Raw genomic sequence first — 18,980 nt, 5'->3', positions numbered from 1 at the left:
TTAAGTTTACCGGATTTTTGCGGTCCTGAGACACATAACCTTCATACTGGTCACAACCCCACCAAAGCATTACAATACGCGGCTTGCAATCCTGAGCTGAGCAAGTCGATGACTAAAAAACTCCATATAAAAACCTGGGGCTGTCAGATGAACGAATACGATTCATCCAAGATGGCCGATCTGCTGGATTCAACCCACGGATACCAGCTGACAGAAAATGTGAAAGAAGCGGACGTACTGCTGCTGAACACCTGTTCGATTCGTGAAAAAGCGCAGGAAAAAGTCTTTCACGTGTTAGGCCGCTGGAAGCTTCTCAAACGAAAAAATCCGGACCTGATCATCGGGGTGGGTGGCTGCGTCGCGTCGCAGGAAGGTAAGCTGATCCGCCAGAGAGCCCCGTATGTGGATATTGTCTTTGGCCCTCAGACCCTTCACCGCCTGCCGGAGATGATCAATCAGGTTCGCGGCAACCGTAGTCCGGTCGTTGACGTCAGCTTCCCGGAAATCGAAAAGTTTGACCGTCTGCCGGAGCCGCGCGCAGATGGCCCGACCGCCTTCGTCTCCATCATGGAAGGCTGCAACAAATACTGCACTTACTGCGTGGTGCCTTACACCCGCGGTGAAGAAGTCAGCCGTCCGGCAGATGATATTCTGTTTGAAATTGCGCAGCTTGCCGCACAGGGCGTTCGCGAAGTGAACCTGCTGGGCCAGAACGTAAACGCCTGGCGCGGGGAAAACTACGACGGCACCACCGGCAGCTTTGCCGAGCTGCTGCGTCTGGTGGCCGCGATTGACGGTATAGACCGCATTCGCTTTACCACCAGCCATCCGATGGAGTTTACCGACGACATCATTGACGTGTATCGCGATACGCCAGAGCTGGTGAGCTTCCTGCACCTGCCGATTCAGTGTGGCTCTGACCGCGTGCTGAACCTGATGGGCCGCCCGCATACGGTGCTGGAGTACAAGTCCACCATTCGTAAGCTGCGTGAAGCGCGTCCGGATATCCAGATCAGCTCCGACTTTATCGTCGGCTTCCCTGGCGAAACCGCTGATGACTTCGAGCGCACCATGAAGCTCATCGGTGAAGTGAATTTTGACGTCAGCTACAGCTTCATCTTCTCTGCGCGTCCTGGAACACCTGCGGCCGATATGGTTGACGATGTGCCGGAAGAAGAGAAAAAGCAGCGTCTGTATATTCTGCAGGAGCGTATTAACCAGCAGGCCAACGCGTGGAGCCGCCGTATGCTCGGCACCGTTCAGCGCATTCTGGTGGAAGGCACCTCCCGCAAGAGCATTATGGAACTCTCCGGTCGTACCGAAAACAACCGCGTGGTGAACTTTGAAGGCACCCCGGATATGATCGGTAAATTCGTGGACGTCGAGATTGTCGAAGTGCTGACCAACTCGCTGCGCGCTAAGCTGGTACGCACCGAGGACGAAATGGGCCTGCGTATTGCCGAGTCACCGGAATCCGTGATCTCTCGTACCCGCAAAGAAAACGATTCTGGCGTGGGGATTTACCAGCCTTAATCCTCCTGGCCTGCCTTTCCGGCAGGCCTTGTATTTCCTCTCATCGTCCCCAATATCTTCCGCAACGCTTGCGCCTTTATTCTGTGGCGTGAATAATTTCGGTAATGACCGTTTTATTACGCCCTATCGCAATGGGTCAGTTAACCAATTAAAGAGGAACAGTTTGAATATAGATACGCGTGAAATTAGCCTTGAGCCAGCAGACAACGCTCGCCTGCTGAGCCTGTGCGGGCCGTTTGATGACAACATCAAACAACTGGAGCGACGTCTGGGTATCGAAATCAATCGTCGCGATAATCATTTCAAACTTACCGGACGCCCTATCTGCGTCAACGCCGCTGCGGACATTCTGCGTAGCCTGTATGTCGATACATCCCCCATGCGCGGCGAAATTCAGGATATCGAACCGGAACAAATTCACCTCGCCATTAAAGAGGCGCGCGTGCTTGAGCAAAGCGCGGAAAGCGTGCCGGACTACGGTAAGGCAATCAATATCAAGACCAAACGTGGCGTCATTAAGCCGCGTACGCCAAATCAGGCGCAGTACATCGCCAATATCCTCGACCACGACATCACCTTCGGGGTGGGGCCGGCGGGGACGGGTAAAACCTATCTTGCCGTTGCCGCTGCGGTAGATGCGCTGGAACGCCAGGAGATCCGTCGCATCCTGCTGACCCGCCCTGCCGTCGAAGCGGGTGAAAAACTCGGCTTCCTGCCGGGCGATCTGAGCCAGAAGGTCGACCCGTATCTGCGTCCCTTATACGATGCGCTGTTCGAAATGCTGGGCTTTGAGAAGGTCGAGAAGCTCATTGAGCGTAACGTTATTGAAGTTGCCCCGCTCGCCTACATGCGCGGTCGTACGCTGAACGATGCGTTCATCATTCTTGATGAGAGCCAGAACACCACCATCGAACAGATGAAGATGTTCCTGACGCGTATCGGCTTTAACTCGAAAGCGGTCATCACCGGTGACGTTACCCAGATCGACCTGCCGCGCAGCACCAAATCAGGCCTGCGCCACGCCATTGAGGTGCTGGCCGAGGTCGACGAAATCAGCTTTAACTTCTTCCACAGTGAAGACGTGGTACGCCACCCGGTGGTCGCGCGTATCGTCAACGCCTATGAAGCCTGGGAAGAGGCGGATCAGAAGCGTAAGGCCGAACTGGCCGCAGAACGTAAGCGCGAAGCGCAGGAGCAAGAACAGAAATGAGTCAGGTGATCCTCGATTTACAGCTGGCCTGTGAAGACAATTCCGGCATGCCAGATGAGGCACAGTTTCAGAAATGGCTGGATGCCGTTATTCCTCAGTTTCAGGAAGAATCAGAAGTGACGATTCGCCTGGTGGATGAAGCAGAAAGCCATGAGCTTAACCTGACCTATCGCGGGAAAGATAAGCCGACCAACGTGCTCTCTTTCCCATTCGAAGCGCCGCCGGGCATTGAGATGCCGCTGCTGGGCGATCTGATCATCTGCCGTCAGGTGGTTGAGCAGGAAGCTAAAGAACAGCAAAAGCCGCTTGAGGCCCACTGGGCGCATATGGTGGTACACGGCAGCCTGCATCTGCTCGGCTACGATCACATTGAAGATGACGAAGCGGAAGAGATGGAGTCCCTCGAGACAGAGATAATGCTTGCTCTGGGCTATGAGGATCCGTACATTGCCGAGAAAGAATAGTCCGTCACCTGACTGACTCACATGCCGCCACGAAAGGACATCGCGTGGCGGTAAACGTTGAACTAACAAGAGAACCCTTAACAAACGCCATGAGCGACGACAATTCACACAGTAGCGACACGACAACCAGTAAAAAGGGATTTTTCTCCCTCATTCTGAACCAGCTTTTCCACGGCGAACCCAAAAACCGTGATGAACTGCTGGAGCTGATTCGTGATTCCGGGCAGAACGACCTTATCGACGAAGATACGCGCGAAATGCTCGAAGGGGTTATGGACATCGCCGACCAGCGCGTTCGCGATATCATGATCCCCCGCTCGCAGATGATCACCCTGAAACGTAACCAGACGCTGGACGAGTGCCTCGATGTGATCATCGAATCCGCCCACTCGCGTTTCCCGGTCATCAGCGAAGACAAAGATCACATCGAAGGGATTTTGATGGCCAAAGATCTGCTGCCGTTTATGCGCAGCGATGCCGAAGCCTTCAGCATGGAAAAAGTGTTACGCCAGGCCGTGGTTGTGCCGGAGAGTAAACGTGTGGATCGGATGCTGAAAGAGTTTCGCTCTCAGCGTTACCACATGGCGATTGTTATTGATGAGTTTGGTGGCGTTTCCGGTCTGGTCACGATCGAGGATATTCTTGAGCTGATCGTGGGCGAAATCGAAGACGAGTACGACGAAGAAGAAGATATCGACTTCCGTCAGCTTAGCCGCCACACCTGGACCGTGCGTGCGCTGGCCTCGATTGAGGACTTCAACGACGCCTTCGGTACCCACTTCAGCGATGAAGAGGTCGATACCATTGGCGGGCTGGTGATGCAGGCCTTTGGTCACCTCCCGGCGCGCGGTGAGACCGTTGACATCGACGGTTACCAGTTCAAAGTGGCAATGGCCGACAGCCGACGTATCATACAGGTTCACGTCAGAACGCCGGACGACTCACCGGTGCCAAAACTGGAAGATTAATGTAAATGGCATTTGCCCCACTGCTTGAACGCCAGCGCGTCCGTTTGCTTCTGGCGCTGTTACTTGGAGCCAGCGGTACGCTGGCTTTCTCTCCTTACGATATCTGGCCCGCGGCCATTCTCTCCCTGATGGGGCTTCAGGGCCTGACCCTGAATCGTCGTCCGGTACAGGCTGCTGCCATCGGTTACTTCTGGGGGCTGGGGCTGTTTGGCTCAGGCATCAACTGGGTTTATGTCAGCATCGCCCAGTTTGGCGGTATGCCTGGCCCGGTAAACGTCTTCCTGGTGGTATTGCTCGCCGCGTATCTCTCGCTCTATACCGGCCTGTTCGCCGGCATCCTTTCTCGCCTGTGGCCAAAAACCACCTGGCTGCGCCTCGCTATTGCCGCACCGGTGGTCTGGCAAATAACCGAGTTCCTGCGAGGCTGGGTGCTGACGGGCTTCCCGTGGCTGCAGTTTGGCTACAGCCAGATTGATGGCCCCCTGAAAGGGCTGGCACCGGTAATGGGCGTTGAGGCCATCAACTTCCTGCTGATGGTGGTGAGCGGCCTGCTGGTATTAGCGCTGGTCACACGCTGCTGGAAGCCGCTGGCTGTAGCGCTGGTGCTGTTTGCCCTGCCTTTCCCGCTGCGCTATATCCAGTGGTTCACGCCTGAGCCAGAGCGCGCCATGCAGGTTTCCATGGTGCAGGGGAATATCCCGCAGTCTATGAAATGGGATGAGAAAGAGCTGCTGAATACGCTGAAGATCTACGCCAACGCCACCGAAGAGGTGATGGGTAAATCCCAGCTGATTATCTGGCCGGAATCTGCAATCCCCGATCTGGAAATTAATCAGCAGCCGTTCCTCAACATGATGAACGACCTGCTGCTGGCGCGCGGCAGCACGCTGATCACCGGGATTGTCGATGCACGTCTGAATCAGCAGAACCGCTACGACACCTACAACAGCATCATTACGCTCGGGAAAGATAGCGAGTACAGCTATCACTCCACTGACCGGTACAACAAGAATCATCTGGTGCCGTTTGGTGAATTTGTCCCGCTGGAGTCGATTCTGCGCCCGCTGGCCCCGTTCTTTGACCTGCCGATGTCCTCTTTCAGCCGCGGCCCGTACGTACAGCCTCAGCTGCACGCGCACGGCCTGGCCCTGACGGCGGCCATCTGCTACGAAATCATTCTCGGCGAGCAGGTACGCGATAACTTCCGCCCGGATACTGACTACCTGCTGACCATCTCCAACGATGCGTGGTTTGGTAAGTCAATCGGCCCGTGGCAGCACTTCCAGATGGCACGTATGCGCTCCCTGGAGCTGGCGCGTCCGCTGCTGCGCAGCACCAACAACGGCATCACCGCCGTGATTGGTCCGCAGGGCGAGATTCAGGCGATGATCCCGCAGTTTACCCGTGAGGTACTGACCACTAAAGTCACGCCAACCACGGGGCTGACGCCATACGCGCGCACCGGCAACTGGCCGCTGTGGATACTGACCGTGCTGTTCGGCTTTGGCGCAGTGCTGATGAGCCTGCGTCAGCGTCGTAAATAAAACCTTCCCTTCTGTTGCCGGGTGGCGCTGACGCTTACCCGGCCTGGTTTCCCATGCTGTAGGTCGGGTAAGGCGTTGCCGCCACCCGACAATTTTCTCCAGACTCCCATTCTGGCACGGCTATTGCTTTGTTTATTCAGGTAAACGCAGTTTGGCTTAACGTGCAACTTTGTCGCACCAGCGTAGATCATCGGTAGCACCGAAACGGTGCAACGGGAGATATTTGCCTCTGATTGGTGCGGCGCGCTTCGCAAAAATAAACAATAACGCAGCAAAATCTTTACATTAAGCCAGACTAAATGTTAACAAGCTTGCATAACACTGCACTCGCACTGCGCGAGATATAACAACATCACAATGGGTATCAAAGCGTCTCTGGCGCTGATAAAAAAGGAGTTGGGTATGCAATTACGTAAACTGGCCACAGCAATGCTGGTTATGGGAATGTCTGCAGGCGTGGTTCACGCTGAAGATGCGCCTGCAGCAGGCAGCACTCTCGACAAGATTGCCAAAAACGGCGTGATCGTGGTCGGCCACCGTGAATCTTCAGTCCCGTTCTCTTACTACGACAACACGCAAAAAGTCGTGGGCTATTCACAGGATTACTCCAACGCCATCGTTGAAGCTGTGAAGAAAAAGCTGAACAAACCTGACCTGCAGGTGAAGCTGATCCCAATCACTTCACAGAACCGTATTCCACTGCTGCAAAACGGCACCTTTGACTTCGAGTGTGGCTCCACCACCAATAACCTCGAGCGCCAGAAACAGGCTGCCTTCTCTGACACTATCTTTGTCGTGGGCACCCGTCTGCTGACGAAGAAAGGCGGTGAGATCAAAGACTTCGCTGACCTGAAAGGCAAAGCGGTTGTTGTGACCTCCGGTACCACGTCAGAAGTGCTGCTGCACAAGCTGAACGACGAGAAGAAAATGGATATGCGCATCATCAGCGCGAAAGACCATGGCGACTCCTTCCGTACCCTGGAAAGCGGTCGTGCCGTCGCGTTTATGATGGATGACGCCCTGCTGGCGGGCGAACGTGCGAAAGCGAAAAAACCAGACAACTGGGATATCGTCGGTACCGCGCAGTCCAAAGAAGCCTACGGCTGTATGCTGCGTAAAGACGATCCGCAGTTCAAAAAGCTGATCGATGACACCATCGCTCAGGTGCAGACCTCCGGCGAAGCCGAAAAATGGTTCGACAAGTGGTTCAAGAACCCGATTCCACCAAAAAACCTGAACATGAATTTTGAACTGTCTGACGACATGAAAGCGCTGTTCAAATCTCCAAATGACAAGGCTCTTAACTAATTAGAACAACAGGGGTGGGATCTCCTGCCCTCTCGATTGTCGGGAAGCATGGACAGACTATACGTTGAGTGGTCGTTCCCCACTCAGCGCGAAAAATGAGCTTCTCACCAATCTTCGAGGGTAGCGCTGCTACCCTTTTTTTTCTGGAGTTTATTATGTCAATAGACTGGAACTGGGGCATATTCCTGCAACAAGCCCCGTTCGGCAACACCACCTATCTTGGCTGGCTATGGAGCGGCTTTCAGGTCACCGTGGCATTATCGATAACGGCGTGGATCATCGCGTTTCTTGTCGGTTCTTTGTTCGGTATTCTGCGCACCGTCCCTAACCGTTTTCTTTCAACGCTTGGCACCCTGTATGTGGAACTGTTCCGTAACGTTCCGCTGATCGTGCAATTCTTTACCTGGTATCTGGTCATCCCTGAACTGCTGCCCGAAAATATTGGCATGTGGTTCAAGTCGGAACTGGATCCGAACGTGCAGTTCTTTGTCTCCTCCATGATGTGTCTGGGGCTGTTTACCGCTGCGCGCGTTTGCGAGCAGGTGCGTGCCGCCATTCAGTCATTGCCGCGTGGACAAAAAAACGCGGGCCTGGCAATGGGCCTGACGCTGCCCCAAACCTACCGCTACGTGCTGCTGCCTAACGCCTACCGCGTTATCGTTCCACCAATGACCTCTGAGATGATGAACCTGGTGAAAAACTCGGCCATCGCCTCAACCATCGGCCTGGTCGATATGGCCGCGCAGGCGGGCAAGCTGCTGGATTACTCCGCTCACGCGTGGGAATCCTTCACCGCGATCACGCTCGCGTATGTTCTGATTAACGCTTTCATCATGCTGGTGATGAACCTGGTTGAACGCAAAATCCGCCTGCCGGGTAATCTGGGGGGCAAATAATGTACGAATTTGACTGGAGTTCTATCGTTCCATCCATGCCTTACCTGCTTGATGGCCTGGTGATTACCTTAAAAATCACCGTTATCGCCATCATCATTGGTATCGTCTGGGGTACCCTGCTGGCCGTCATGCGCCTGTCGAGCTTTAAGCCGTTCGCCTGGTTTGCGACCGCCTACGTTAACGTGTTCCGCTCCATCCCGCTGGTGATGGTGCTGCTGTGGTTTTACCTGATTGTGCCCGGCTTCCTGCAGAACGTGCTGGGGCTGTCGCCGAAAACCGATATCCGTCTGATCTCCGCCATGGTGGCGTTCTCAATGTTCGAGGCCGCTTACTACTCGGAGATTATCCGAGCGGGCATTCAGAGTATTTCCCGCGGGCAATCCAGCGCTGCGCTGGCGCTGGGGATGACGCACTGGCAGTCCATGCAGCTCATTATTCTGCCGCAGGCGTTTCGCGCCATGGTTCCGCTCCTGCTGACCCAGGGCATCGTGCTGTTCCAGGATACCTCCCTGGTCTACGTTCTGAGTCTGGCAGACTTCTTCCGTACCGCGTCAACCATCGGTGAACGTGATGGTACGCAGGTCGAGATGGTGCTCTTCGCGGGTGCGGTCTATTTTGTGATTAGTTTAAGCGCGTCGCTGTTGGTCAGCTGGCTGAAGAAAAGGACGGTATAATGATTTCCCTGAAAAATGTTTCTAAATGGTATGGGCACTTTCAGGTGCTGACCGACTGCTCCACCGAAGTGAAAAAAGGTGACGTGGTGGTGGTGTGCGGGCCGTCCGGCTCCGGTAAATCGACGCTGATCAAAACCGTCAACGGACTGGAGCCGGTGCAGCAGGGTGAGATTGTCGTCAACGGCACCAGGGTCAACGACAAGAAAACCAACCTCGCTCAGCTTCGCTCTCATGTTGGCATGGTGTTCCAGCACTTTGAGCTGTTCCCTCACCTCTCCATTATTGAGAACCTGACGCTGGCGCAGGTAAAAGTGCTTAAGCGTGATAAAAAAGCGTCGCGCGAGAAAGGTCTGAAACTCCTGGAACGCGTTGGGCTTTCGGCGCATGCCGATAAGTTCCCGGCACAGCTTTCTGGCGGCCAACAGCAGCGTGTGGCGATCGCCCGCGCGCTGTGTATGGATCCGGTGGCAATGCTGTTTGATGAGCCAACGTCGGCGCTCGATCCAGAGATGATCAACGAAGTGCTGGACGTGATGGTCGAGCTGGCTCACGAAGGGATGACCATGATGGTGGTGACCCACGAAATGGGCTTCGCCCGTAAAGTGGCCAACCGCGTGATCTTTATGGACGAAGGGAAAATTGTCGAAGACTCACCGAAAGAAGAGTTCTTCGCTAACCCGAAATCCGAGCGTGCGAAAGACTTCCTCGCCAAAATCCTGCACTAATCTTCCCGGTGCGCAATCTGCGGATTGCGCACTGCTTCACGCTTTCACTCACTTCCTCTCGTCGGCGTCACATTGCAGCGTTAACCTTGTCACAAAATAACGCTACGTATGGAGAACGCTATGGGACAGCCTATTATTCTCGATTGCGATCCGGGTCATGACGACGCGATCGCGCTCGTCCTTGCACTTGCCTCCCCTGAACTCGACGTGAAAGCCGTCACCTCATCCGCCGGAAACCAGACGCCAGACAAAACCCTGCGCAACGTGCTGCGCATGCTCACGCTGCTCAAACGCACCGATATTCCTGTCGCCGGCGGGGCCGTGAAGCCGCTGATGCGCGAGCTGATTATTGCCGACAGCGTTCATGGTGAAAGCGGGCTGGACGGTCCGGCACTGCCGGAGCCGGGTTTCACGCCGCAAAACTGTACCGCCGTGGAGCTGATGGCGAAGGTGCTGCGCGAAAGCGCGGAACCGGTAACGCTGGTGGCAACCGGACCGCAAACCAACGTTGCGCTGCTGCTGAACAGCCATCCTGAGCTGCATAATAAAATTGCCCGTATTGTGATTATGGGCGGGGCCATGGGGCTGGGGAACTGGACGCCTGCGGCGGAGTTCAACATCTTTGTCGACCCGGAAGCGGCGGAAATCGTCTTCCAGTCCGGCTTGCCTATTGTGATGGCCGGACTGGACGTTACCCACCGCGCGCAGATTATGGCGGACGATATTGAGCGTTTCCGCTCGGTGGGCAACCCGGTTGCGACAACCGTGGCCGAGCTGCTCGACTTCTTTATGGAGTATCACAAAGCCGAGAAGTGGGGCTTCCACGGCGCGCCGCTGCACGACCCGTGCACCATTGCCTGGCTATTGAAGCCGGAGATGTTCACCACGGTGGACAGATGGGTTGGCGTTGAGACGCAGGGAAAATACACCCAGGGAATGACGGTGGTGGATTACTACTCGCTGACGGGGAATAAAGCGAACACCACGGTGATGGTGGACATTGATCGCGAGGCGTTTGTGGATTTGCTGGCGGAGAGACTTGCTTACTATAGTGCGGCCTGATGCCCTCACCCCAACCCTCTCCCACGGGGAGAGGGTGCAAACAGTTTTGCTTTTCTAGGGCTCAAACGGCCGGCGCTGGAACTGATCGTGGCCGCATTTCGGGCACATCGGTAGAACATCCGGTGTATACACCGCAATATGATGGTGGCAATTCTCGCACACAAGATTTCCCAAGCCGACCACCTCACCACTGTGATAAACACCGTGATGGTTCAAATCCTGAAAGACCTCGCGCCATTCCAGCTGCGTTTTATCCGTGATGTCGGCCAGCTCTTGCCACAGGCTCTCTTTAATCACTCGCATAAAAACGCTGTCCGTGACCTCCTCCTGGCTCTCCTGGTAGCTGCGCGCGAACTCTTCCAGATCGCGACGCACGGCGCGCGTCACCTCTTCCACCTCGGTTCGCGTTAACTCACCCGTTTGCGTCACGCGGGCACGCGCCTGCTCCACCAGCGCGTCGATATCTCGCTCGCCGTTACGCAGCCGTTCCGTCAGTGTCGCCACCAGTTCGCGGTAAAATTGAGCAACCTTGTTCATCATTTTGCCTCCCGGGTAAGTAACTATTTCTAATAATAGACCTTATTTCATCGCCGCTTTGTCAGGTGAAGCACAGACCCGGTAAATTCCTGCAAAGCGCATTTGTGCGAAAGGCTGTTTTGACGCGGGCGTTTGGGCTATGCTATGCGGATCTGAATTACCACATCCATTGGCTACATTTGTAGCTGTATTGAAAACAGGACCACTGGCTGCCATGCAAGAGCAATACCGCCCGGAAGAGATAGAATCAAAAGTCCAGCAACACTGGGACGAGAAGCGCACCTTTGAAGTAACCGAAGACGAGAGCAAAGAGAAGTATTACTGCCTGTCGATGCTTCCCTATCCTTCTGGTCGACTACACATGGGCCATGTGCGTAACTACACCATCGGCGATGTGATTGCACGCTACCAGCGCATGCTGGGCAAAAACGTTCTGCAGCCTATCGGCTGGGATGCGTTCGGTCTACCTGCGGAAGGCGCGGCGGTCAAAAACAACACCGCACCGGCACCTTGGACGTACGACAACATCGCGTACATGAAAAACCAGCTCAAAATGCTGGGCTTTGGCTATGACTGGAGCCGCGAGCTGGCAACCTGTACCCCGGAATACTATCGCTGGGAGCAGAAGTTCTTCACCGAGCTGTACAAAAAAGGCCTGGTATATAAGAAGACCTCTGCCGTTAACTGGTGTCCGAACGACCAGACCGTTCTCGCGAACGAACAGGTTATCGACGGCTGCTGCTGGCGCTGTGACACCAAAGTTGAGCGTAAAGAGATCCCACAGTGGTTTATCAAAATCACCGCTTACGCTGATGAGCTGCTGAACGATCTGGATAACCTGGATCACTGGCCAGATACCGTTAAGACCATGCAGCGCAACTGGATCGGCCGTTCTGAAGGCGTGGAGATTACCTTCACCGTTGAGAACTACGACCAGCCCCTGACTGTCTACACCACCCGTCCGGACACCTTCATGGGCGCGACCTACCTGGCCGTAGCCGCAGGTCACCCGCTGGCGCAGAAAGCAGCGGAAAACAATCCGGAGCTGGCCACCTTCATCGACGAGTGCCGCAACACCAAAGTGGCCGAAGCCGACATGGCGACGATGGAGAAAAAAGGGGTTGATACCGGCTTTAAAGCCATTCACCCACTGACTGGCGAAGCAATCCCTGTCTGGGCCGCCAACTTCGTTCTGATGGAATACGGCACAGGCGCCGTGATGGCTGTTCCGGGTCACGACCAGCGCGACTACGAATTTGCAACCAAATATGGCCTGTCCATCAAGCCTGTTATCCTGGCGGCTGACGGTTCAGAACCAGACCTGTCTGAACACGCGCTGACTGAAAAAGGCACCCTGTTCAACTCCGGTGAATTTAGCGGTCTCAGCTTCGAAGAGGGCTTCAACGCCATCGCCGATAAGCTGGCCTCTCTGGGCGTGGGCGAGCGTAAAGTTAACTTCCGTCTGCGCGACTGGGGCGTGTCCCGTCAGCGTTACTGGGGTGCGCCAATCCCGATGGTGACGCTGGAAGATGGCACCGTGATGCCAACCCCGGAAGATCAGCTGCCGGTGATCCTGCCGGAAGACGTGGTCATGGACGGTATCACCAGCCCGATCAAAGCCGATCCGGAGTGGGCAAAAACCACCGTCAACGGACAGCCTGCGCTGCGTGAAACCGACACCTTTGACACCTTTATGGAATCATCCTGGTACTACGCGCGCTACACCTGCCCGCAGTATCAGGACGGTATGCTCGATTCCGATGCGGCAAACTACTGGCTGCCGGTAGATATCTACATCGGTGGCATCGAACACGCCATCATGCACCTGCTCTACTTCCGCTTCTTCCACAAACTGATGCGCGATGCAGGCATGGTGAACTCTGACGAACCAGCAAAACAGCTGCTGTGTCAGGGCATGGTACTGGCAGATGCGTTCTATTACGTTGGTGCCAACGGCGAGCGTAACTGGGTTTCACCGGTTGATGCGATCGTCGAGCGTGACGAGAAGGGCCGTATCGTTAAGGCGAAAGACGCCGAAGGTCATGAACTGGTCTACACCGGCATGAGCAAGATGTCCAAGTCGAAAAACAACGGTATCGATCCGCAGGTGATGGTTGAGCGTTACGGTGCGGATACCGTGCGTCTGTTCATGATGTTTGCCTCTCCGGCGGACATGACCCTGGAATGGCAGGAGTCCGGCGTGGAAGGGGCGAACCGCTTCCTGAAACGCGTCTGGAAACTGGTTTACGAACACACTGCACTGGGCGATGCCCCGGCGCTTAACGCCGCCGCACTGACTGAAGATCAGCAGGCACTGCGTCGTGATGTTCATAAAACGATTGCGAAAGTGACCGATGATATTGGTCGTCGTCAGACCTTCAATACCGCAATTGCGGCTATTATGGAACTGATGAACAAGCTGGCGAAGGCTCCGCAGGACGGCGAGCAGGATCGTGCCTTAATGCGTGAAGCGCTGCTTGCTGTTGTTCGCATGCTGAATCCGTTCACTCCGCACGTTAGCTTTACCCTGTGGCAGGAGCTGAAAGGCGAAGGCGATATCGACAACGCGCCGTGGCCAGTGGCAGACGAATCAGCGATGGTGGAAAACACGACGCTGGTTGTGGTCCAGGTAAACGGCAAAGTCCGCGGTAAAATTACCGTGGCGGTCGATGCAACCGAAGAACAGGTTCGCGAGCGCGCGGGCCAGGAACCTCTGGTCGCAAAATATCTTGAGGGCGTTACCGTACGTAAAGTGATCTACGTACCGGGTAAACTGCTCAATCTGGTCGTTGGCTAAGCGCGGGAGGAAACGTGCGACAACTGGCAACAATACTCTTATCACTGGCGGTGCTTGTCACCGCCGGCTGTGGCTGGCACCTGCGCAATACCACGGCGGTGCCTGCTGAGATGAAAACGATGATTTTCGACTCATCAGATCCGAATGGTCCACTCAGCCGGGCAATTCGTAATCAGCTGCGTCTGAACGGCGTTGAGCTTGTTGAGAAACAAACGCTGCGCCAGGACATTCCCTCTCTGCGTGTCCTGGGGATGACTCTCGGCAAAGATACGGCATCTATCTTCCAGGATGGTCGTACCGCTGAATACCAGATGGTTATGACGGTCAATGCAGCCGTTCTGATCCCAGGCAAAGACATCTACCCAATCAGCGCTAAAGTGTACCGTTCGTTCTTCGATAACCCGCAGACGGCGCTGGCAAAAGATGCCGAACAGCAGATTATCATCAACGAAATGTACGACAAGGTGGCAGAACAGCTGATCCGCAAACTGCCAGCTATTGCAGCGTCTACCAGACAAGGCTCTGACATTGTTGAAAAACCGGTTGCCGGCACGCTTCCTGCTGCTAACTCTCTGGGTAAATGATGATCAGGCTGTATCCTGAACAACTCCGCGCGCAGCTCAAAGAAGGGCTGCGCGCGGCGTATCTGCTTCTTGGAAACGATCCGTTATTACTTCAGGAAAGCCTGGATGCCGTGCGGCATGAGGCCGCCTCTCAGGGCTTCGATGAACACCACACCGTCCAGCTGGATAACAACACCGACTGGAATGCCCTCTTCTCACTCTGTCAGGCGATGAGCCTTTTTGCGTCGCGCCAGACTATTCAGATCCTGCTGCCGGAGAACGGCCCTAACGCGGCCATCAATGAACAGCTGGCGACGCTGGTCAGCCTGCTTCACAGCGATCTGCTGCTGATTGTGCGCGGCAACAAGCTCACCAAAGCGCAGGAAAATGCGGCGTGGTTCACCCAACTCGCAGCCCACGCGGTGCAGGTCACCTGTCAGACGCCTGAACAGGCGCATCTGCCCAAATGGGTGGCAGCGAGAGCGAAGCAGAACAACCTTCAGCTGGATGATGCTGCGAATCAGCTGCTCTGCTACTGCTATGAAGGTAACCTGCTGGCCCTGGCGCAGGCGCTGGACAGACTCTCCCTGCTCTGGCCGGATGGCAAGCTGACCTTGCCGCGCGTCGAGCAGGCCGTTAACGACGCGGCGCACTTCACGCCGTTCCACTGGGTGGACGCGCTGCTGTCGGCGAAGAGCAAACGCGCCCTGCATATTCTGCAACAGCTGCGTCTCGAAGGGAGCGAACCGGTTATTCTGCTGCGTACGCTGCAGCGCGAATTGCTGCTGCTGATTACGCTCAAGCGTCAGTCTGCCCATACGCCGCTGCGTTCGCTGTTTGATAAACACCGCGTGTGGCAAAATCGCCGCGCTTTGACCACCGAGGCCGTCAACCGCCTGAGTCATGAACAGCTTCGTCAGGCTGTGCAGCTTCTGATGCGCGCTGAGCTCACGTTAAAACAATATTACGGCCAATCGGTCTGGGCGGAGCTGGAAAGCCTTTCTCTGCTGCTCTGCCACAAGGCGCTGGCAGACGTTTTTATTGATGGATAGTATGCATTCTTTACAGGCCTTATATGGCGGCACCTTCGACCCGGTACATTACGGCCATCTGAAGCCGGTTGAAATTCTGGCGAATCTGATCGGACTTCAGCGCGTCACCATCATGCCCAACAATGTCCCGCCCCATCGTCCACAGCCCGAGGCGACCAGCGAGCAGCGAAAAGAGATGCTTGCACTTGCCATCGCAGATAAACCGCTATTCCGCCTTGACGAGCGTGAGCTGCGTCGCGACACGCCCTCCTGGACGTCTCAGACGCTTCAGGAGTGGCGCGCCGAACAAGGACCAGACCAGCCGCTGGCTTTTATCATCGGCCAGGATTCCCTGCTGAATTTCCCTACGTGGCATCAGTATGAAACCATTCTGGAGAACAGCCACCTGCTCGTCTGCCGCCGTCCTGGCTATCCGCTGACCATGCGCGAAGAGCAGTACCAGCAGTGGCTGGAAGACCATCTCACCGATAATGTTGAAGATCTTCACAACCAGCCTGCCGGGAAGATCTATCTGGCGGAAACGCCGTGGTTCGATATCTCTGCAACCCTCATTCGCGAGCGTTTACAGCAGGGTTTAGCGTGTGACGATCTGCTGCCAACCCCGGTGCTGGCCTATATCCATGCGCACGGTTTGTACCAGAAAAGCGCAGATGAATAGCCGGAGAGCATAAAAAGCGGCTTATTGTTTATCCTGCCTTGACAGGGTAAGCCATACTGTTATTCTCCGCTGCCAGACTTTCCCGCCGATCGTTGCTTTACAGAAATTGTTTTACAAAAATGGCAATGCAATCTCAGGCGGAGGGTGGGATGATACCCGCCTTCAAAAGCCCGGCCGGAGACATTTGTCCCGACGCAGGCGTGAGTTCAGGTATACTGTCTGGCTACGAATTCAAAGTTTTACAATCTCATTCACCCCAGGGGGAAAACTTGCAGGGTAAAGCACTCCAGGATTTTGTTATTGACAAAATTGATGACCTGAAAGGTCAGGACATCATCGCTATCGACGTTAAGGGTAAATCCAGTATTACCGACTGCATGATCATCTGCACCGGTACATCGACGCGTCATGTTGTTTCAATTGCCGATCACGTGGTTCAGGAATCGCGTGCAGCAGGGCTGTTACCGCTGGGTGTTGAAGGTGAAGCGACGGCTGACTGGGTAGTAGTCGACCTCGGCGATGTGATTGTCCACGTCATGCAGGACGAGAGCCGTCGCCTGTATGAGCTGGAAAAACTCTGGGGTTAATGCGTGAAGTTGCAGCTGGTCGCCGTCGGCACCAAAATGCCGGACTGGGTACAAACCGGTTTTACTGAATATTTGCGTCGTTTTCCAAAAGACATGCCGTTCGAGCTGGTGGAAATTCCCGCCGGTAAGCGCGGCAAGAACGCCGATATCAAACGTATTCTCGATAAAGAGGGCGAACTGATGCTGGCTGCCGCAGGCAAAAACCGCATCGTCACCCTCGATATTCCAGGTAAACCCTGGGATACGCCGCAGCTGGCGCAAGAACTGGAGCGCTGGAAGCAGGATGGTCGTGACGTCAGTCTGTTGATTGGCGGACCAGAAGGGTTATCCCCTGCCTGCAAAGCGGCGGCTGAACAAAGTTGGTCTCTCTCCGCGCTGACGCTTCCCCACCCGCTCGTTCGGGTACTGGTGGCAGAAAGCCTGTATCGCGCGTGGAGCATTACTACCAACCACCCCTATCACCGCGAGTAATGACTGACCAGGGTAGATTAAGCAGCGGATGAAACTACAGAATTCTTTTCGCGACTATACGGCTGAGTCCGCGCTGTTTGTGCGCCGGGCGCTGGTCGCCTTTACCGGGATTTTGCTGCTTACCGGCGTGCTGATTGCCAACCTCTATAATCTGCAAATTGTCCGCTTTACCGACTACCAGACGCGTTCAAACGAAAACCGCATCAAGCTGGTGCCTATCGCACCCAGCCGCGGCATTATTTACGATCGTAACGGCACTCCGCTGGCGTTGAACCGCACCATCTATCAAATCGAGATGATGCCGGAAAAAGTCGATAATGTGCAGGATACGCTGGAAGCGCTGAAAAGCGTTGTCGACCTTAACGATGACGATATCGCGGCCTTCAAAAAAGAGCGCGCCCGCTCTCACCGCTTCACCTCGATTCCGGTTAAAACCAATCTTACGGAAGTCCAGGTAGCCCGCTTTGCGGTGAATCAGTACCGTTTCCCCGGCGTGGAAGTGAAAGGATATAAGCGTCGCTACTATCCCTACGGCTCCGCGCTAACGCATGTGATTGGCTACGTTTCCAAGATTAACGACAAAGACGTCGACCGCCTTGATAAAGACGGCAAGCTGGCCAACTACGCTGCTACGCACGATATCGGTAAGCTGGGGATCGAACGTTACTACGAAGACGTTCTGCACGGGCAAACCGGCTATGAAGAGGTTGAAGTTAACAACCGCGGCCGCGTGATCCGCCAGCTGAAAGAAGTGCCTCCTCAGGCGGGGCATGACGTCTATCTGACGCTCGATCTTAAACTTCAGCAGTATATCGAAACCCTGCTGGCGGGCAGCCGTGCAGCCGTTGTGGTCACCGATCCTCGTACCGGCGGCATCCTGGCTATGGTCTCCATGCCTAGCTATGACCCGAACCTCTTTGTTGACGGAATTTCCAGTAAAGACTATTCCGGTCTGCTGAATGACCCGAACACGCCGCTGGTGAACCGCGCGACGCAAGGGGTTTACCCGCCGGCATCAACGGTTAAACCGTACGTGGCGGTCTCTGCGCTGAGTGCCGGCGTTATCAACCGTAATACCAGCCTGTTTGACCCGGGCTGGTGGCAACTGCCGGGTTCAGACAAGCGCTATCGTGACTGGAAAAAATGGGGCCACGGTCATCTGAACGTCACCAAATCGCTGGAGGAATCTGCGGATACCTTCTTCTATCAGGTGGCGTATGACATGGGTATCGACCGCCTGTCAGAGTGGATGAGTAAATTCGGCTACGGGCATTACACCGGCGTGGACCTTTCAGAAGAACGTTCTGGCAACATGCCAACGCGTGAATGGAAGCTGAAGCGCTTTAAAAAACCGTGGTATCAGGGTGACACCATTCCGGTAGGTATCGGCCAGGGTTACTGGACGGCGACGCCGATTCAGATGAACAAAGCCATGATGATCCTCATCAATGACGGCGTGGTAAAAGTGCCTCATCTGCTGCAGAGCACGGTTGAAGACGGCAAAAAAGTGCCGTGGAACCAGCCGCACGAGGCCCCGGTGGGTGACATTCATTCCGGCTTCTGGGAAATTGCGAAAGACGGTATGTACGGCGTGGCAAACCGCCCGAACGGGACCGCGCACAAGTACTTCGCCGGTACGCCGTACAAAGTGGCCGCAAAGTCCGGTACTGCCCAGGTATTTGGTCTGAAAGCCAATGAAACCTATAACGCGCACCGCATTGCTGAACGTCTGCGTGACCATAAGCTGATGACGGCGTTTGCCCCTTATGATAACCCGCAGGTCGCGGTGGCGATGATTCTGGAGAACGGCGGTGCCGGGCCAGCAGTAGGGACCATCATGCGCCAGATCCTTGACCACATTATGCTGGGTGATAACAACACCGAACTGCCGGCTGAAAACCCGGCCGCCGCTGCGGCGGAGGACCAATAAT

At 55.2% G+C, this 18,980-nt stretch carries 18 protein-coding genes; 17 read left to right on the top strand and 1 reads right to left on the bottom strand.

What is annotated here, in order from left to right; all coding sequences use genetic code 11:
- Positions 1 to 108 precede the first annotated feature (108 nt).
- From miaB to rihA, 10 genes are all read left to right on the top strand, one after another.
- Entirely contained in the window at positions 109 to 1,533 is a 1,425-nt protein-coding gene (gene miaB, locus BJ885_RS01915) for a tRNA (N6-isopentenyl adenosine(37)-C2)-methylthiotransferase MiaB (protein WP_032641703.1), read from the top strand.
- 163 nt (positions 1,534 to 1,696) lie between these two features.
- A complete protein-coding gene (locus tag BJ885_RS01910; protein WP_008501053.1) occupies positions 1,697 to 2,743 on the top strand; it encodes a PhoH family protein in 1,047 nt (348 codons plus the stop codon).
- Positions 2,740 to 3,207: an rRNA maturation RNase YbeY gene (ybeY, locus tag BJ885_RS01905; RefSeq protein WP_008501052.1), complete on the top strand. Its 468-nt coding sequence runs from the start codon at positions 2,740 to 2,742 to the stop codon at positions 3,205 to 3,207. The genes BJ885_RS01910 and ybeY overlap by 4 nt, the downstream gene beginning before the upstream one ends.
- Before the next feature lie 89 nt (positions 3,208 to 3,296).
- A complete protein-coding gene (gene corC / locus BJ885_RS01900; RefSeq protein WP_021242574.1) occupies positions 3,297 to 4,175 on the top strand; it encodes a CNNM family magnesium/cobalt transport protein CorC in 879 nt (292 codons plus the stop codon).
- 5 nt (positions 4,176 to 4,180) lie between these two features.
- Positions 4,181 to 5,719 (top strand): apolipoprotein N-acyltransferase, encoded by a 1,539-nt coding sequence (gene lnt / locus BJ885_RS01895; RefSeq protein ID WP_121931066.1) that lies wholly within the window; start codon positions 4,181 to 4,183, stop codon positions 5,717 to 5,719.
- Positions 5,720 to 6,121: 402 nt separating this feature from the next.
- Positions 6,122 to 7,027 (top strand): amino acid ABC transporter substrate-binding protein, encoded by a 906-nt coding sequence (locus BJ885_RS01885; protein ID WP_008501049.1) that lies wholly within the window; start codon positions 6,122 to 6,124, stop codon positions 7,025 to 7,027.
- A gap of 155 nt (positions 7,028 to 7,182) precedes the next feature.
- Positions 7,183 to 7,923, top strand: a complete 741-nt coding sequence (locus BJ885_RS01880) for an amino acid ABC transporter permease (protein WP_023310756.1) — start codon at positions 7,183 to 7,185, stop codon at positions 7,921 to 7,923.
- Positions 7,923 to 8,597, top strand: a complete 675-nt coding sequence (gene gltK, locus BJ885_RS01875; protein WP_023334900.1) for a glutamate/aspartate ABC transporter permease GltK — start codon at positions 7,923 to 7,925, stop codon at positions 8,595 to 8,597. The genes BJ885_RS01880 and gltK overlap by 1 nt, the downstream gene beginning before the upstream one ends.
- Positions 8,597 to 9,322 (top strand): amino acid ABC transporter ATP-binding protein, encoded by a 726-nt coding sequence (locus BJ885_RS01870; protein ID WP_029740140.1) that lies wholly within the window; start codon positions 8,597 to 8,599, stop codon positions 9,320 to 9,322. The genes gltK and BJ885_RS01870 overlap by 1 nt, the downstream gene beginning before the upstream one ends.
- Positions 9,323 to 9,442: 120 nt before the next feature.
- Positions 9,443 to 10,384: a pyrimidine-specific ribonucleoside hydrolase RihA gene (rihA, locus tag BJ885_RS01865; protein ID WP_029740139.1), complete on the top strand. Its 942-nt coding sequence runs from the start codon at positions 9,443 to 9,445 to the stop codon at positions 10,382 to 10,384.
- A gap of 54 nt (positions 10,385 to 10,438) precedes the next feature.
- Here rihA and BJ885_RS01860 read toward each other — a convergent pair whose 3' ends face one another.
- On the bottom strand, positions 10,439 to 10,921 hold the full coding sequence (locus BJ885_RS01860) for a zinc ribbon-containing protein (protein WP_029740138.1): 483 nt from the start codon (positions 10,919 to 10,921) through the stop codon (positions 10,439 to 10,441).
- Positions 10,922 to 11,135: 214 nt separating this feature from the next.
- Between BJ885_RS01860 and leuS the strand changes: the two genes are divergently transcribed.
- The 7 genes from leuS to mrdA all read left to right on the top strand — a co-directional run bounded on the left by leuS (position 11,136) and on the right by mrdA (position 18,979).
- Positions 11,136 to 13,718, top strand: coding sequence for a leucine--tRNA ligase (leuS, locus tag BJ885_RS01855; RefSeq protein WP_147449203.1), 2,583 nt, complete (start codon positions 11,136 to 11,138; stop codon positions 13,716 to 13,718).
- Positions 13,719 to 13,732: 14 nt separating this feature from the next.
- A complete protein-coding gene (lptE, locus tag BJ885_RS01850) occupies positions 13,733 to 14,302 on the top strand; it encodes an LPS assembly lipoprotein LptE (RefSeq protein WP_029740136.1) in 570 nt (189 codons plus the stop codon).
- Positions 14,302 to 15,333: a DNA polymerase III subunit delta gene (holA, locus tag BJ885_RS01845; protein WP_121931063.1), complete on the top strand. Its 1,032-nt coding sequence runs from the start codon at positions 14,302 to 14,304 to the stop codon at positions 15,331 to 15,333. Before lptE ends, holA begins: the two co-directional genes overlap by 1 nt.
- On the top strand, positions 15,326 to 15,991 hold the full coding sequence (nadD, locus tag BJ885_RS01840) for a nicotinate-nucleotide adenylyltransferase (RefSeq protein WP_029740134.1): 666 nt from the start codon (positions 15,326 to 15,328) through the stop codon (positions 15,989 to 15,991). Before holA ends, nadD begins: the two co-directional genes overlap by 8 nt.
- A gap of 269 nt (positions 15,992 to 16,260) precedes the next feature.
- Positions 16,261 to 16,578 carry a ribosome silencing factor gene (gene rsfS / locus BJ885_RS01835; RefSeq protein WP_023334893.1) on the top strand — a complete coding sequence of 106 codons (318 nt, stop codon included), beginning with the start codon at positions 16,261 to 16,263 and terminating at the stop codon, positions 16,576 to 16,578.
- 3 nt (positions 16,579 to 16,581) lie between these two features.
- Entirely contained in the window at positions 16,582 to 17,049 is a 468-nt protein-coding gene (gene rlmH / locus BJ885_RS01830; RefSeq protein ID WP_023310748.1) for a 23S rRNA (pseudouridine(1915)-N(3))-methyltransferase RlmH, read from the top strand.
- 28 nt (positions 17,050 to 17,077) lie between these two features.
- Positions 17,078 to 18,979, top strand: coding sequence for a peptidoglycan DD-transpeptidase MrdA (mrdA, locus tag BJ885_RS01825; protein ID WP_023310747.1), 1,902 nt, complete (start codon positions 17,078 to 17,080; stop codon positions 18,977 to 18,979).
- Position 18,980 lies beyond the last annotated feature (1 nt).

The sequence above is a fragment of the Enterobacter sp. WP_7_1 genome (assembly GCF_003688535.1).
Lineage (GTDB): Bacteria > Pseudomonadota > Gammaproteobacteria > Enterobacterales > Enterobacteriaceae > Enterobacter > Enterobacter asburiae.
The sequence above is the reverse complement of the archived record's forward strand: the minus strand, read 5'-3'. Positions and strand labels throughout refer to the sequence as shown.

Excerpts from the sequence above, each read along its gene's own strand:
- miaB (WP_032641703.1), top strand. The coding sequence starts at position 109 with ATGACTAAAAAACTCCATATAAAAACCTGGGGCTGTCAGATGAACGAA.
- ybeY (WP_008501052.1), top strand. The coding sequence starts at position 2,740 with ATGAGTCAGGTGATCCTCGATTTACAGCTGGCCTGTGAAGACAATTCC.
- corC (WP_021242574.1), top strand. The coding sequence starts at position 3,297 with ATGAGCGACGACAATTCACACAGTAGCGACACGACAACCAGTAAAAAG.
- lnt (WP_121931066.1), top strand. The coding sequence starts at position 4,181 with ATGGCATTTGCCCCACTGCTTGAACGCCAGCGCGTCCGTTTGCTTCTG.
- BJ885_RS01885 (WP_008501049.1), top strand. The coding sequence starts at position 6,122 with ATGCAATTACGTAAACTGGCCACAGCAATGCTGGTTATGGGAATGTCT.
- BJ885_RS01880 (WP_023310756.1), top strand. The coding sequence starts at position 7,183 with ATGTCAATAGACTGGAACTGGGGCATATTCCTGCAACAAGCCCCGTTC.
- gltK (WP_023334900.1), top strand. The coding sequence starts at position 7,923 with ATGTACGAATTTGACTGGAGTTCTATCGTTCCATCCATGCCTTACCTG.
- BJ885_RS01870 (WP_029740140.1), top strand. The coding sequence starts at position 8,597 with ATGATTTCCCTGAAAAATGTTTCTAAATGGTATGGGCACTTTCAGGTG.
- rihA (WP_029740139.1), top strand. The coding sequence starts at position 9,443 with ATGGGACAGCCTATTATTCTCGATTGCGATCCGGGTCATGACGACGCG.
- BJ885_RS01860 (WP_029740138.1), bottom strand. The coding sequence starts at position 10,921 with ATGAACAAGGTTGCTCAATTTTACCGCGAACTGGTGGCGACACTGACG.
- leuS (WP_147449203.1), top strand. The coding sequence starts at position 11,136 with ATGCAAGAGCAATACCGCCCGGAAGAGATAGAATCAAAAGTCCAGCAA.
- holA (WP_121931063.1), top strand. The coding sequence starts at position 14,302 with ATGATCAGGCTGTATCCTGAACAACTCCGCGCGCAGCTCAAAGAAGGG.
- nadD (WP_029740134.1), top strand. The coding sequence starts at position 15,326 with ATGGATAGTATGCATTCTTTACAGGCCTTATATGGCGGCACCTTCGAC.
- mrdA (WP_023310747.1), top strand. The coding sequence starts at position 17,078 with ATGAAACTACAGAATTCTTTTCGCGACTATACGGCTGAGTCCGCGCTG.